The sequence below is a fragment of the Cytobacillus gottheilii genome, assembly GCF_900166665.1.
Classification (GTDB): domain Bacteria; phylum Bacillota; class Bacilli; order Bacillales; family Cytobacillaceae; genus Cytobacillus; species Cytobacillus gottheilii_A.
This window is the reverse complement of the sequence record NZ_LT800494.1, coordinates 756,867-770,962: the sequence shown is the minus strand read 5'-3', so window position 1 is coordinate 770,962 and position 14,096 is coordinate 756,867. Positions and strand designations below refer to the sequence as shown.

General features: G+C 38.8%; 13 protein-coding genes. 2 read left to right on the top strand and 11 right to left on the bottom strand.

Going from position 1 to position 14,096, the window contains the following annotated elements; all coding sequences use genetic code 11:
• Nucleotides 1-102: 102 nt before the first annotated feature.
• The 3 genes from B7E07_RS03735 to B7E07_RS03725 are packed head-to-tail and all read right to left on the bottom strand — an operon-like array spanning nucleotide 103 to nucleotide 3,543.
• Complete coding sequence (locus B7E07_RS03735) at nucleotides 103-1,170, bottom strand: Ger(x)C family spore germination protein (protein ID WP_257391390.1); 1,068 nt, start codon at nucleotides 1,168-1,170, stop codon at nucleotides 103-105.
• Entirely contained in the window at nucleotides 1,167-2,243 is a 1,077-nt protein-coding gene (locus B7E07_RS03730) for a spore germination protein (protein ID WP_257391389.1), read from the bottom strand. The genes B7E07_RS03735 and B7E07_RS03730 overlap by 4 nt, the downstream gene beginning before the upstream one ends.
• Nucleotides 2,236-3,543 (bottom strand): spore germination protein, encoded by a 1,308-nt coding sequence (locus tag B7E07_RS03725; protein WP_080844129.1) that lies wholly within the window; start codon nucleotides 3,541-3,543, stop codon nucleotides 2,236-2,238. Before B7E07_RS03725 ends, B7E07_RS03730 begins: the two co-directional genes overlap by 8 nt.
• A gap of 171 nt (nucleotides 3,544-3,714) precedes the next feature.
• On the opposite strand from B7E07_RS03725, the gene B7E07_RS03720 reads away from it, so the two are divergent.
• Nucleotides 3,715-4,038, top strand: a complete 324-nt coding sequence (locus B7E07_RS03720) for a thioredoxin family protein (protein WP_080844128.1) — start codon at nucleotides 3,715-3,717, stop codon at nucleotides 4,036-4,038.
• Between the two features lie 227 nt (nucleotides 4,039-4,265).
• On the opposite strand, the gene B7E07_RS03715 is transcribed toward B7E07_RS03720, so the two are convergent.
• The 8 genes from B7E07_RS03715 to B7E07_RS03680 form a co-directional block, all read right to left on the bottom strand.
• Complete coding sequence (locus B7E07_RS03715) at nucleotides 4,266-4,802, bottom strand: peroxiredoxin family protein (protein ID WP_080844127.1); 537 nt, start codon at nucleotides 4,800-4,802, stop codon at nucleotides 4,266-4,268.
• A 77-nt stretch (nucleotides 4,803-4,879) separates the two neighbouring features.
• Nucleotides 4,880-5,530, bottom strand: coding sequence for a hypothetical protein (locus B7E07_RS23480; protein WP_176215107.1), 651 nt, complete (start codon nucleotides 5,528-5,530; stop codon nucleotides 4,880-4,882).
• A 344-nt stretch (nucleotides 5,531-5,874) separates the two neighbouring features.
• Nucleotides 5,875-6,135 carry a metal-sensitive transcriptional regulator gene (locus B7E07_RS03705; protein WP_066442699.1) on the bottom strand — a complete coding sequence of 87 codons (261 nt, stop codon included), beginning with the start codon at nucleotides 6,133-6,135 and terminating at the stop codon, nucleotides 5,875-5,877.
• A 73-nt stretch (nucleotides 6,136-6,208) separates the two neighbouring features.
• Complete coding sequence (locus B7E07_RS03700; protein WP_080844126.1) at nucleotides 6,209-7,903, bottom strand: FAD-dependent oxidoreductase; 1,695 nt, start codon at nucleotides 7,901-7,903, stop codon at nucleotides 6,209-6,211.
• 303 nt (nucleotides 7,904-8,206) lie between these two features.
• Nucleotides 8,207-9,052 (bottom strand): dimethyl sulfoxide reductase anchor subunit family protein, encoded by an 846-nt coding sequence (locus B7E07_RS03695; protein ID WP_080844125.1) that lies wholly within the window; start codon nucleotides 9,050-9,052, stop codon nucleotides 8,207-8,209.
• Nucleotides 9,053-9,066: 14 nt separating this feature from the next.
• The gene (locus B7E07_RS03690) at nucleotides 9,067-9,645 is read right to left on the bottom strand and encodes a DMSO/selenate family reductase complex B subunit (RefSeq protein ID WP_080844124.1); all 579 of its coding nucleotides are present in this window, start codon (nucleotides 9,643-9,645) and stop codon (nucleotides 9,067-9,069) included.
• 19 nt (nucleotides 9,646-9,664) lie between these two features.
• Nucleotides 9,665-12,061, bottom strand: coding sequence for a DMSO/selenate family reductase complex A subunit (locus B7E07_RS03685; protein ID WP_080844123.1), 2,397 nt, complete (start codon nucleotides 12,059-12,061; stop codon nucleotides 9,665-9,667).
• Nucleotides 12,054-12,725: a TorD/DmsD family molecular chaperone gene (locus tag B7E07_RS03680; RefSeq protein WP_080844122.1), complete on the bottom strand. Its 672-nt coding sequence runs from the start codon at nucleotides 12,723-12,725 to the stop codon at nucleotides 12,054-12,056. The genes B7E07_RS03685 and B7E07_RS03680 overlap by 8 nt, the downstream gene beginning before the upstream one ends.
• Before the next feature lie 340 nt (nucleotides 12,726-13,065).
• Between B7E07_RS03680 and B7E07_RS03675 the strand changes: the two genes are divergently transcribed.
• Nucleotides 13,066-13,830: a nuclease-related domain-containing protein gene (locus tag B7E07_RS03675; RefSeq protein ID WP_176215106.1), complete on the top strand. Its 765-nt coding sequence runs from the start codon at nucleotides 13,066-13,068 to the stop codon at nucleotides 13,828-13,830.
• Nucleotides 13,831-14,096 lie beyond the last annotated feature (266 nt).

The following is a 14,096-nucleotide window of genomic DNA, read 5'->3' as shown; positions in this document are numbered from 1 at the left end:
CACCCTCTTTTTAAGTATATAAAATACATATGTATTTTGTGCAACGGGGTTGGATTTATGCAGTTTTTGGGTATATCGCTTCTTTCTTACTCGAGTTCTTTCTTATTTTTTAGGCATTTTTAGATTCCCTGTGTTTTGAATATCTATCTCTATATCAAAGTCTACTTTCAGTTCTGGGAAATAAACACTGCGCCATTCTTTTAGTTGATCACGAGGAATTTCGCGCCTATAGTATTGGCCTATTCCGAGAATGTCTGCCCCGCTTTCTTTCATCTCCTCAAAAAGGCTTTGATATCTTTCAGTCAGCAGCTGTTCTAATTCCTTTTTGATCTCGTTTTCAGAAGGATCATTAATCGTTTCTAATATGGTTACTTTTAGTTTTAAAAACAGTGAAAAAATTGGCTTATCTTCTTCCATTCTGCTTTTAAACTTCATTTTCTCACCTAGGATCATGACACTCGCATCATCCAGGACTTCAATTTTCCCTAGTGTACTTTCTCCATTGAAGGCATTATATAATAGAGTTTTGTGGGCTGAGATATCGCCCATCATTACGCCATTTTTAATCATCGCAGAACCTGTATGCTCGACCAATGTTGTTTTTCCAAGCTTCATCAAAGGAACAGCAACATCATTTGTGTAAGAATAGATGCTTCGATATACTTCCCATATTCTTGTTAATGCTATTTGCGGATCCCAGCCCGCACTTTTCTCAAAGAAATCTAATAAAATGGTACCTTCAGCTTTGGGTTCACTTGTCATTGCACCAAAAAATGCAGATAGATCCTGATCAATGACAGCGAATAAAGCTTTGGAGGATATATCCCTTGAACGGATAAAACCAGAAATAAGATCCTTCACTCCTTTTTCTGCTAGCTCTCGGTCCACAACAACGACTTTGACATGCAAAAGATCCACACTTCTTTCCATATTTGCACTTATGCGGTCAACAACCTCATTTACAGTTTTACCAGTACCAGACACAACGATCGTTTCAATCTGTCCCCCGGCCGGCTGCGGAATCTGCAGATACACTTCATAGTTTTCGTCCTTCTGTGACACACCGAGTACAACAGGCATCACACGATGATTAATGTCTTTATTATCCCAGCAGCCGCTTAGGATGAACATTGAAGTAAGCAATAGGATAAGAAGCAAACATCTTTTCACCCATTCACACCCTCTTTACGTTTCTTCCAAAAACCTAAAGCAAATATGGAAAGCGGAACAAGTAAAATGACGTAAAATCGTAAAGGCGTATTAATCTGAAACAATCTCTCTGTGTCACTCCAATCAGGGATACGCAGGCAGATGCAATAGATGAAGAATGCCAGGCCAATCGCTGCCCATTTCTCTGATAAAATAGGAATATAATATTTTGTAATTTGTACTGTTTTCCATAAAACAAGCGCAATAAACAACATAATAAATGTGATTAGGCATAAAAGAAAAAACATGGTGATCCGATCAAACATGAGCCAAGATATATTGATGCCATCGACAGCAGCAACATAGGGAAATATAAAGGTCTCAGCTGTAGCCTGACCAAATGTTAACACTGGCACATAAACAGATAATAAAAAGGCAGGTACTATTGCTGCCAGGCCAATAACGATCCGTTTCTTCCGAAAAGATAGCACAGGCTGGATAAAACCTAAAAATAGGAACCCTCCCCCAATAGCAAAGTAACTATTAAAATAAGATTGCTTTTTGATAAAAGAGAAGTCACTGCTCCACATAGGAAAAGCATAGCGCCAATCTACATTCTGAAAAGAAATACATATAACAAATAGAACTAATGGGAGAAAAAGAAAAGACAAGAGAAAGCCTGTCTTAAAAATGGCTGAAAGCTTCTGCATGGACAAATAACAGGAAATAGACAGAATAAGGAGCATTATAGCCCAAAGCGGAGTCTTTGTAAGAAAAATGATATTAATGATCTCTGAATAAGCTCTGACCGTAATGATATTGATTATTAATAAGTATAAGCCTGTAGGTATTAATAAAAGGATGGTCCATAGCTTCCCAAAAGAAGAATAGATGTCAATAATATTTTTATTTTGAAAGTAACTTAATCCTTTTAAGTAAATTAAGACGATTACAAAATGCAAGATAACGCCTATGCCTATTGGGATCCATTGAGCTTCACTTGAACTCTCTATGATATTTGCAGGGTATAGAAAGAATATTAGTCCTAAGTGTGTCAGTATGTACATCACTACAATCTGCCAGCTTTTATCCACTGCTTTTTTCTCCTTTATTTAAATTAAAATGCAAATAGGGAATGCCGAATGTTTCAATACTGGACAAATAGGTACATATCATAAACAAGCCTACCAAAAGACCAAGAATCCCATAAAGGGATGCCAGGAAAACGATAAGATACTTAAAGATCCTTATAGAAATGGAATTTTGAAATCCTACTATGGTCGAGTTGGCAATTGTAGCTGCAGCTAAAATAATGATGAGCAGGTTACTGACCAGCTTTGCTTCTACAACCGCCTGTCCTAAAATAATGCCCCCTACCATTGTGATTGTAGGACCAATACTGTTTGGCAGCCGGATACTTGCCTCTAAGATTAATTCTAGGATCAGAAGCATAATAAGAATCTCAATAATCGCTGGATAGGGAACACCCTCCCTGCTTTGTGCAACTGACAATGCAATCTCTATTCTTAGTACTTCGGGGTTTACTGCCACTAATGCTACATATAATCCAGGAATAATTAACGCAAGAAGAATACCCATTATTCGGAGCATCCGTACAGAGAGCATAAGCGGGTATGGGTAATTATGGTCGTTATACAAAAAAATCATATCTCTTAATACACCAGGCAGGATAAGAGCTAATGATAGTCTATCAATAAATAGAACCACTCTTCCCTTTCTGATTGCCCGCAGCGCTTCATCTGGGATTTCAGTTGTATTGATTTGCGTAACGAAACTCCACTTTTTTAATCCAAGCATCTTATAGGCATCCTGTATACAATCAAGTTCTGCTTGATGCATAAATTTTGTAATTTGACCTTGGATTTTGGACAGCAGTTCAGAATGAACCGTTTCCTGATGATAGAGAAGAGCTATTTCCTTCTTATACTGTTTGCCAATTTCATAGGTTTTAACCTTTAAATGCTGTGATTTCATATTCTTCCTGACCAGTCCAATATTGAGTTTAATATCCTCATTGAAAGAAATGGGCGAACCTAACACAACATTTTCATTTGAAGAGCTTTCAATCGAACGATTTAAGGAAACAGGAGCTGGTACAAGACTAATAGCAAGATCCTTATTTGTTCTGGCAAGCAGCAGTTTGCCTTCTAATAGAGAGGCTTCAGCTGTTTCAATATCCGCCACCTCCTCTCCATGCTGCTCAATCTCTTCGATTGCCTTATATTCTTTCAGTTCTCCAAGTGTTTTATCTAATTCAACCAAGCTGTCTAAACCTATTACAAAAACGGACTCGCCGCAGATTATTTGTTTTTTACAGAAAAAATCGTCATTTCCCTGAAAAACAACTTTTATCTTTCCAATAAAAGAATTCATATGTGATATCCTTTCATCTTATAATTGGGAGTAGTTTTGCCAATAAGAAAAAAATTATGTTGATGAGTAAAGAAAAGTGGGAAACATTAGCGATCCTTTTTATTGAAAATATACCCCGTGTGGTATATGATGAATTTAATTAAAGAATTTTACAAAGAAAGGTGAAAGAGTATGAGCGGATATACTGAACTGACCTCCATAGAAATGGTTAGAAACTTCATAAATAATCATCAGAAATCATTTGTCTATATATCCAGACAAAATTGCAGTGTTTGTCATGTTGTATGGCCAAAGGTTCAGGAGTTACTTGATGAATATCCACAAATTCATGCGGGAAAGGTGGACGCAGATCAGGTCAAGCAAGTAGCTGGGGAATTTTTAGTGTTTACCGCACCCGCCATGCTGCTTCTCGTGAATGGAAAAGAGTTGATTAGAGAAAATCGATTTGTGCGTATGGAAGATTTAAAGAATCAGTTGGATCAAATTGCTCGATAAAAGGGAGTGGAAACTATTTTAATCTCACACAACATTAATATCTCAAAGAAACTGGGAGCAATTAAAACAGAGACTGAGGCAAATTGAATTATATAAATAATTACTTATAAAAGAGAGAAGTTTCTAAGCAGAGTTTCTTCTAAAAAATGGGCAGCAGAATCGAAGTACAATAAAAAAACGTGCAAAAGTTACGCTAACAATAGCGAAAGCTTTGCACGTTTTTCCTTTTAATCCATTTTTTCAAACTCCTGAATCATCAATTCGTAATTCATAGCCCCTAAAGTTTTATATTGAATAACGCCATTCGAATCTATCATATATGTAGTCGGAAGGGGTTGGATATTATACAAATCAGCCATTTCCGCTTCTTCATCTAATAAAATCGGAAATGTTAATTCGTACGTATTAGCAAAATTCCCAACCTGCTCATCATTCATTTCAGTGTCGGTCATGTTTACAGCTAATATCGCTACATCACGATCTTGATGAAACTTTTCCATATCCGGCATCTCTGCCCGGCATGGCGGACACCAGGTTGCCCAAAAATTCACCATAACACGCTGCCCACGAAAATCTGATAGTTTTACACGTTCTTCTTTATTTAACAATGCAAGTTCGAAATCAGGTGCTACATCCCCAACTTCTAGACCAACCTCATTCTCACTTTCATTAAGCTGCTTGGCTGTGTTGTTCGTAGTTGTGAAATCGTAAATAGCCCAAGCTAGCATAGCTAAAATAACTCCAACAACAATTTTATTTTTCATAACCTGCCCTCCTACTCCTATTTAACATCCTCATAAATAATCTGAGAAAATAAAATGCAATAACACAATTAACTGCTTTATTGACGTCTCAGGACTAGATTTCTAATAATCATAACTGCTAAACCGAGTACCAAAAATACCAGGACAAACCAACTGGCTACGATAAATCCGAAAATCGTGATAAATGGCTGGAAGTAAGATAAACTAAGCATTCCTGCTGACCAGCCAATAAGGAGCGCACAAACAAGATTTACAGATTTCAACCGCTCACGAAGATAAAAATATAAAACAAGAACTAAACCAGCTATGATCATGTTTCCAAGACTCAATGAGTTATTCTTCCACACCAGTTGAATAAACTCATATAAAAAAGTTGCTGATAAGAAAATATGCAGAAAAGCAGCACTAAAACCGATAAAAGGAAGCTGTTTATATTTTGATTTATAAACAAGCAGTGCAATACTGAACAGAACTGCCAAGTAAAACGCTGAAGAATTACTTGGATAAGCTAACACTGCCAATGGATCATCAATAAAAATGCGCCAATTGATCAGCACCTTTCCTATAATCATGAAGATAACAAAATTCAATAGTGCTGTTATAACTTCATCAATTTCTTTTTTCTTTTGTTCCTTCGGCTGCTCACTTAAAAAATAAAAAGCTATGACGCCAGCCAAAAAGCTAATTGCAATGATTCCGAAAAACAGTAATTTACTGGTTATCGCCATATAAGATTTCCTCCGTTTACTCTTATACAAAGACAATACACTGAAAGTATGAAGAATCCGTGAAAACTGATAAAAATCAAATGCCAAGGGAGCCCTTTTTATGAGTATAAAACAAAGACAGTAAAGCGCTAAATGACTTCACTGTCCTCATGTGTAATGTTACCTCATTACATCCAAGCACTCATACCGCCAGTAACATTGCTTATTTTCTCAAAGTCTTGTTTTTAATAATTAAATGATGACATTTAACCATTCCAGTAAGGGTACCTTTTCTGACGAATACCCGCATACGTATATTATTATAAAAAGAAAAAGTCCAATACTTTTTCTTATGGTATTGAACTTTATCTGCTTTTCACCAATAAATTGACTGCTTCTTTCACTAAATCCTCTGTGCTCTCCCCTTTTTCCAGGTTCTCCCGAATACATTGTTCTAAGTTCATGCTGACAATAAGGCCAATCGTTCTGTCAATTCCACTGCGGGAAGCTGATAATTGGGTGATGACGTCACGGCAATCCTTGTTTTGTTCGATCATCTGCAAAACGCCCTTAAGCTGACCTTCAATACGTTTTAAACGGTTTACAACGGATTTATCATATTCCATCTTACTTCCCCCTTTTTCACCTATTGTACCCTAAAAGGGATAAATGGAGATACTTTTAGGCGTCTTAAATCTCTTACTTGAAATTATATTGCGTAACGATCTTTTCTCTTCCGCTCACGAGATCGTTAAAATACTCATAAATATTAATGCCTAAATAAGACCCAGAAATATTATATATATTTTCATAGCCTAAGTTATTTAATGCCATGACCATATTGTAACTGCGCTGACCTGAACGGCAATGAATATACACTGGCTGATCTGTTGGAATCTCATCCAGTCTGTCTCTAAATTCGCTAAGTGGAATGTTAACTGCATTTTTTAAATGCCCTGCCTGATATTCTCCCTTTTCACGGGCATCAATAATAAAGGCATTACTTTCTACTAAATCACGAACCTGCGAAACCTTAACTTCCTTATATAGGCCATGAAGCTGATTCTCTGCTACTAAGGCAGCATGATTTACGACATCCCTTGCCGTCCCGAGCATCGGTGAATAGGTTAATTCAAGGTCTTTTAAATCCTCTATTGTTCCATTAAGCTTGATAATTGCTGCGATGACATCAATTCGCTTGTCGACATTTCCTTTCCCAATCGCCTGCGCACCTAGAATCCTGCCGGTCGGATATTCATATACCAATTTAAAATGCATAGGGTTGCTATTTGGCATCAAGCCAACTTTATCTCCCGGAATAACATAAACAGAGTCATGTGGAATACCGGCATCTTTTGCAGTCCTTGCATTCAATCCAGTTGCAGCCGCATTCATGTCAAAAAGGTGAATCGAAGACGAACCAATTACCCCTTCATTTCTATTTGGAATAGCATACATATGGTCCGCAGCTGCTCTGGCCTGCTTTAATGCTGGACCTGCGAGGGCCAATCTGGTTGGTTTGTTTAATAAACGATGATGTACCTCAATAGCATCACCAACAGCATAAATATTTAGGTCACTTGTTTGATAGTGATGGTTGACTTTAATCGCACCTGTTTCGCCAATTTCTAGATCAGCATCCTCTGCTAAAGCCGTTTCTGGTTTAACTCCAATAGCCAAAACAACAACGTCCGCTTCTATTTTTCGCCCTGAATTTGTTTCTATAAAGGTATCTTTGATTTTTGCTAAGCCATCATTTAAAATAAGCTCTACACCATGATCCACAAGCTCTTTATGAAGAATTTGAGCCATATCATAGTCAAAAGGTGTCATAACTTGATCAGCAAACTCAACTAAAGAAACGTCTAGACCTGCTAATTTTAAGTTTTCAGCGACTTCTACACCAATGAAACCTCCACCTATAACAGCTGCCTTTTGAGCATTTTCAGTTTTTATAAAGCGATGCATTTTTTCAATATCCACTACATTTCTTACTGTAAAGACATTGGCATTGTTTACACCATCAAGATTTGGCCGAATTGGCTTTGCTCCTGGTGAAAGAACTAAATGATCATAAGCTTCTTCGTATAATTCCCCTGTTGCTAAATTCTTCACTGAAATGGTTTTTTCTTTGCGGTTGATTTTCACCACTTCTTGACTTACTCTCGCTTCAATATTGTATCTCTTTTTAAATATTTCAGGATTCATTAACACGAGCTTCTGGCTATCTTCTACAATGCCGCTTAAATGATATGGCAGGGAACAATTTGAAAAGGAAACATGCGGCCCTTTTTCAAACATGATGATCTCTGCATGCTCGTCCAGTCTCCTAGCTCTTGCTGCAACAGACGCTCCTCCAGCAACTCCACCGACAATTACGATCTTTTTCCCCATCTTTATCACTCCTTTGGTTATCTTATGTTTTATATTATACCCATGGGGGTAAGTAGTCAACTAGGGAGGACTGATATTAATTTGGTATATTTGATATTTAGAAGAGTGGTTCTAAATCTATGAATTTATCATGGTTTGAAAGTCTTAAAACAAATGTATTGAATTGTTATTTATGGCACAGAAAAATTAATCCGCAGATAAGGTTTCGTAAACAGCACTGCTATTTAAGTAATACCAGCAATCTCCTCTTCTGACTACCAACCACAAAAAAAGCCGCCACCCAAAGTGACAGCTTCCCTATACCTATGCTCCCATTACATAAAACACGTATCGGCTCATGCCTTCTGCAAAGATCAAGACGGCGAGTGCTCCATAAGCAAAGTAGTTCAATTTCATACGTTTTGTGGAATGTGCCAGGTAACCGATGAACAAAACCGCGGCAAATTCTATAATCCAGCGAATAGCCACTGTGGCTTGGTAATCTTCCAATGCATTTAATGCATTGCCCGCACCGATTTGGCTAACATCTGGCATGGCCGACGAAAATAATGCCACTCCTACTAGTTGTATTGCAATACCGGCAAGCGAGATATAAAATGCATATTTCAGCAGCTGCTGGCTGAGCTCATTATATTGCCCTTTTAGACTTGGCGCAATCAGGCCTGCTGTAAGGACTGGTCCTAAAACAAAAACCGTTCCATAAAAGGAAGTATAAGTATTAATCGAATTCCAGCCGCTGACAAGGGTATTATAATAGATTGCACCCATACAAAAGACATCGATTAGACCTGCAACAGCAGCGGTGATAAGCAGCCATCCATGCACTTTCTTCTGAACGAAAGCCAGCCCTGTGGTCAAACAGATTAGACCGATAAACATCCCAGTTACTAAAATCTCTCTGCTCATCCAAGATGAACCTAGATGTCGAATGGTATTAAACGCATTTTCAGGTGCTCCCAAATGGGCGAAGGATGCTCCTAAGCCGATAAAGGAAAGGACAGAAATCACGATCAGCGGCAGCTTCATCACTTGAAGGCTTTGTTCTGATCCGAGATTGGAAAGTTTTTTATAAAATAACAGCAGTACTATCGTTCCGCCAATTGCTGCTTGCAGACATACGGTGAAAATAAGCAGTGCCCATTCATGCATGCGGAAAAACCTCCTTAATTAGCAAATTTATGCGGACTAATAACAATATTTGGATTGGTCATTGAAGCTTTTGGAAGGTCTTTAAGCTCGCTGACTTCACCGTATTTCTTGCGGAGCTCTTCAATCGGTCCTACTTCTATAGCACGATAAATACAGGCCGCCTCACATGCCGGGCGTTCTCCTTTTTCAAGGAGATCGATGCAGAGGTTGCATTTTGTCATTTTTCCAAGCTCTGCATTGTATTGAGGTGCTCCGTATGGACAATTCCATGAGCAATATTGGCAGCCTACACATTTTTCATGATCAACAACGACAACACCATCTTCTTCACGCTTATACATCGCGGTTGTTGGACAGCCTTTAACACAAGCGGGGTCATCACAATGGTTGCAGGAAACTGATAGGTAGTAGGCTTGAACATTTTGATCATACGTTCCATCGTTATGATCTGTAAAAGAACCACTTTCAAATGAATAAACTCTGCGAAAATTAATGCCGACAGGATTATCGTTTTTATCTTTACACGCAACAACGCATGCTTTACACCCTACACAGCGGGCCTGATTAATATAAAATCCTAATTGTTGTGTCATTCTTCAGCATCCTCCTTTCTTACGCTTTTTCTGCTTGTGCCAAGTTTGTATGCTGCGGATTGCAATGACCTAAGGCAGTAGCTTTATGTGTTGTTAAAACATTAATAGATCCCCTTGTATCGATACCATCTTTATCAGGTGTAAACCATCCTCCCTGCGGAATTGCCATAACTCCCGGCAGGATTCTGCTTGTTACCTTGACAGGCATTTTCAATGCTCCCCGATCGTTAAATACCTTTACCAGATCACCGTCTTTAATATCTCTTTTGTTTGCATCGATTGGATTCATCCACATAATATTTCCTTCTACCTCTTCCATCCAATCACTTGTATCATAAGACGAGTGGGTACGGCGCTTGCTGTGCCATCCAATCAGCTGAAGCGGATATTTGCCATTGGCGGTTGCTTCTGCTCCTTCTTCTAATAAGACATGCTTTGGTGTCGCTGGGATTTCTTCTGGATTATCCATGTCCCACAAGTCTTTTGAAAACAGTTCAATCTTGCCTGATGGCGTTTTGAATGGATTTTTTTTTGGATCTTTGATTTGCGCTTCAAAAGCAATTACTGGATCAAAATCATATTTGTGAATGCCTGTTTTCTGCAGCTGCTCATATGTTGGAAAATCAGGCTGCTCTTTACGTGTTTCGTTAATGATCCATTTCACCCAGGCATCCTGTGTACGTCCTTCTGTAAATTGCTGTTCGACTCCTAGCTCTCTTGCCAGCTCTGTCATCCATTCGTATTCTGTTTTTGAATCAAAAAGCGGCTCAATTACCTTTTGTGACATAATAATATGCTGACCGTAGCTCCAAGGCGGAACAAAATCACTTTGTTCGAAGAATGTGCAGGTTGGCAGTATAATGTCTGAATATTTAGCAGAAGGTGTCATGTAAAGATCCGTTGTGACAATAAACTCGACAAGAGATTCATCTGAAATTAGCTCGATCGTTTTATTAATATCTGAATGCTGATTAATCAATGCATTACCGGCAATGTTGAAAATCATCTTGATATTGGCTGGCAATGTTTGGCCTTCATCCAGTCCCTTAACTCCATCTGCAGATCCCATGTTTTTTCCATCTGCAATGGCATCTGTAAAGCGGAAACATGGAATGGATAAGCCTGTTGGATTTTCCATTGAAGGGAACGCAACATACTTGGCAATGCCAGCTGCACCTGGACCAGCCCAGCCGCCTTTTACACCAATATTACCTGTCAGCGCAGCCACTAAAGATCCTCCCCGGGAAAGCTGTTCACCGTTCATATGACGGTTAACTCCATTCCCCTGAATCCATGCCATCGGCTTTGTTGAAGCAATCTCTCTTGCCAGCTGTTTAATCTTGTGTGCAGGCAAACCAGTCACTTTTGCAGCCCACTCAGGTGTTTTTTCTACACCATCCGTTACTCCCAAAATGTAGCTTTTATAGGATTCGCCAGCAGGGACACCTTCTGGCATATGTTCTTCGTCATGACCAATACAGTATTGATCCAAGAACGCCTGATCCTGCAGATCCTCACTAAACATGACATGGGCCATACCGGCAATAAGTGCATTATCCGTTGTTGGTTTAATCGGGAACCAGTCATCAGCAAGACCAACAGCAGTATCTGTATTCCTTGGGTCAATAATATAAATCTTTGCTCCAGCCTTTTTAGCCAGTCTTAAATAAATATTAAAATGTCCAAAAATAGTCTCTGCCGGATTAAAGCCGTTTAATATAATGAGCTTTGAATCTACTAAAGTGTCGAGACTGCTGCTGGCTGAACCTACGCCAAATGTATATGGTGTTGCAGCACCATGCTGTCCAGAGCTGTAATTTGAATATCTGCCAAGGAAACCGCCGTCACATGCGAGCAACCGCTGGATAAGTGTATCACCGCTCCCAATTTGTCCAGCCTGACCAGTTGCATAGATGCCATAACGTGATGCAGGACCATATTTTTCTTTTATTCTAGTTGATTCACTTGCAATCTCTTTGATAGCCTCTTCCCAGCTAATTTCTTTAAACTTGCCTTCTCCTCTTTTTCCAGTCCGGCGCAAAGGTGTTTTAATCCTGTCTGGATGATAGACATGGCGCCGATATCCTCGCCCTCTTACACAGGCACGTATTTGCGGAAACTTAAGGGAATCTGCATTCTTATCACGCGGATCATCATCTGTTGATAACCTTGTAATTGTCCCATCTTTTACATGAGCCTTAATCAGGCATTTTCCTCCACAATTCAACGTGCCGCATGTAGGAACTACCTTAACACTCTCAGCAGATCCCTCTGCTGCTGCCGTAGAAGGAACAAGCTTATTTGCTACAGCAGCTCCTCCTAACACTGCTGGTGCTGCTACAGCACCTGACCATTTCAAGAAGGTTCTGCGCTTCATGGTTTGACTCGAAATTTTCTCTAATAAATTCTCACTCATACTCTAAGACCTCCCTTACCGCTGATAAGTATTGATGTTCTTGTATGATAAAATCCCGCAGCAGTGTTGCAGAGCCCCTATATAACTTACTTTCTGCAGCAGCAATAATTCTTTCAGTAAATGGCTTGACCCATTGCACGAGATGTTCATCTAATAGTAAAAACTGATAAAGCATAGCTTTTTTAAGTTTCAATTCATCTTGTTCCTGTATTGCCTCAGCCGAAACTGTCATTAAGTAATTCATAAATTCGAGTTCAATCGCAATATGATCCTCTGGCTCTTTATTTTCTCCTTCGAATACAAGCCCAAATTGGCGCAGCTTCTCACGAATTGCCAATGTTGACTCTCCAAACAGCAAACCTTCCTTAGAGCGGTAAACCGATTCCCAAGGCGGAGCCAAAACATGCTCAGGCCCGAAAAAAAGCTCTAAAAACACCTTTCCTTCACTTTGCGCAGTGTCATGATAGCTCCCTGTTGATAAAGTATGAATAAAGTCACGCAAATCATTGTTTAAATTATCTTTTTCAGAAATACCGCTAACATTCCACGCTTCCAAGTCAGCTGCACTGACAGGTTGACTAAAAATGTAATGAAGGAAATCATACTGATCTTTCCTGTCCTTCCAGACAGTCATGAAATTCTCCGCTGCCGACTCCATCTTCATTCCCCGCTTTCAAAATAATCACTTTGTGAAGTTGATCACATTTGTGGTTTTAGTATAAACTCTTTTGGGTTAAAAAATATGGTATGGAAATACAAAAATACGGGTGTAAATTAGTACATAGAAACAAGAAAAAATCGCAGAATTTGTGAGATTAGTTGTTTACGTTCACAAAATCATACAACTTCTGAGGATACATTTTGAAATTAATCTTCTTAGTGGAAACTTTGATCTTATAGTTGAATTATTACAGTAGATTTGTATAAGTTAGGAGTTGAACATTATTAGCAGTTACCGCCATAAACCAATGGAGCTGATCATTCTGCAATCATTAGAGGGCAGAATGAATTTACCTGATCTCAAGAAAAAGCATCATTTAGAAAAAGGATATGCCCGGGAAAAATATTTTGATCATTGGCTTGAAACGGAGCTATCAAGCTCTTTCATTGTACATAAGGATTTAACGCTGGATGTGCAATCATCCAAAGCTCTTCAAATCGATACGCTACTTATCTCTGAAAAGACAATCTACTTATTTGAGGTGAAGAATTATGAAGGTGATTTTTCGATCGATGGAGAAAAGTGGCACTCCAACACAGGGACGGAAATAAAATCACCATTGCAGCAGCTCAAAAGAAGTGAGCTTTTGCTCAACCATTTCTTCCGTGAGATTGGCTATAAAATACCGATAGAACCTTATTGTGTATTTGTTAATCCCGAATTTCATTTATTTGGCTGCAACCCCCAGCAACTACTCATTTTTCCTACACAGATTAAGAGATTCCTCCAAAAGATTAATAACCATTCCACTAAACTTAAAGCCCAGCATCATAAACTTGCTGCTGCATTAAACTCTTACAAGCTAGAAAAATCTCCTTACTCACGTTTTCCTGCCTATTCCTATGACACGCTCAAAAAAGGAGTACCATGTCCTGTATGCCGAACGTTTATGCTTCCTTCTCATTCTAAAATGGCATGTAATCAATGTGGATGTGTCGAGAATTTTGGCTATGCAATACTACGTGCATTCAAGAGTTTCAAATTTTATTCCCTGAAGAAAAAATTACTGCAGCTGGAATTTCTAATTGGAGTGGAGGTCTGTCTATAAGGTCAGTACAAAGAGTACTCAAGGGGTATTATCGCTTGGCTGGCAGCGGGAGAGGGTCATTTTATGTCTGATATTTTAATAGGTTTTTTGCTCATATGATTTTTCTGCTCATGTTTTCCCCTTTACTGGGATAGCATGGGCTTTTTTGTTATTTTAGATTTTTCAAAGTGGATTACAGAGGGTTGGTTGGCCCCTTTTTGAGACTTTGTTTTCTAATTTCTAGATTCCAGAAGGATGTTTCTCCCCTTTCCACGACTCCATTTATC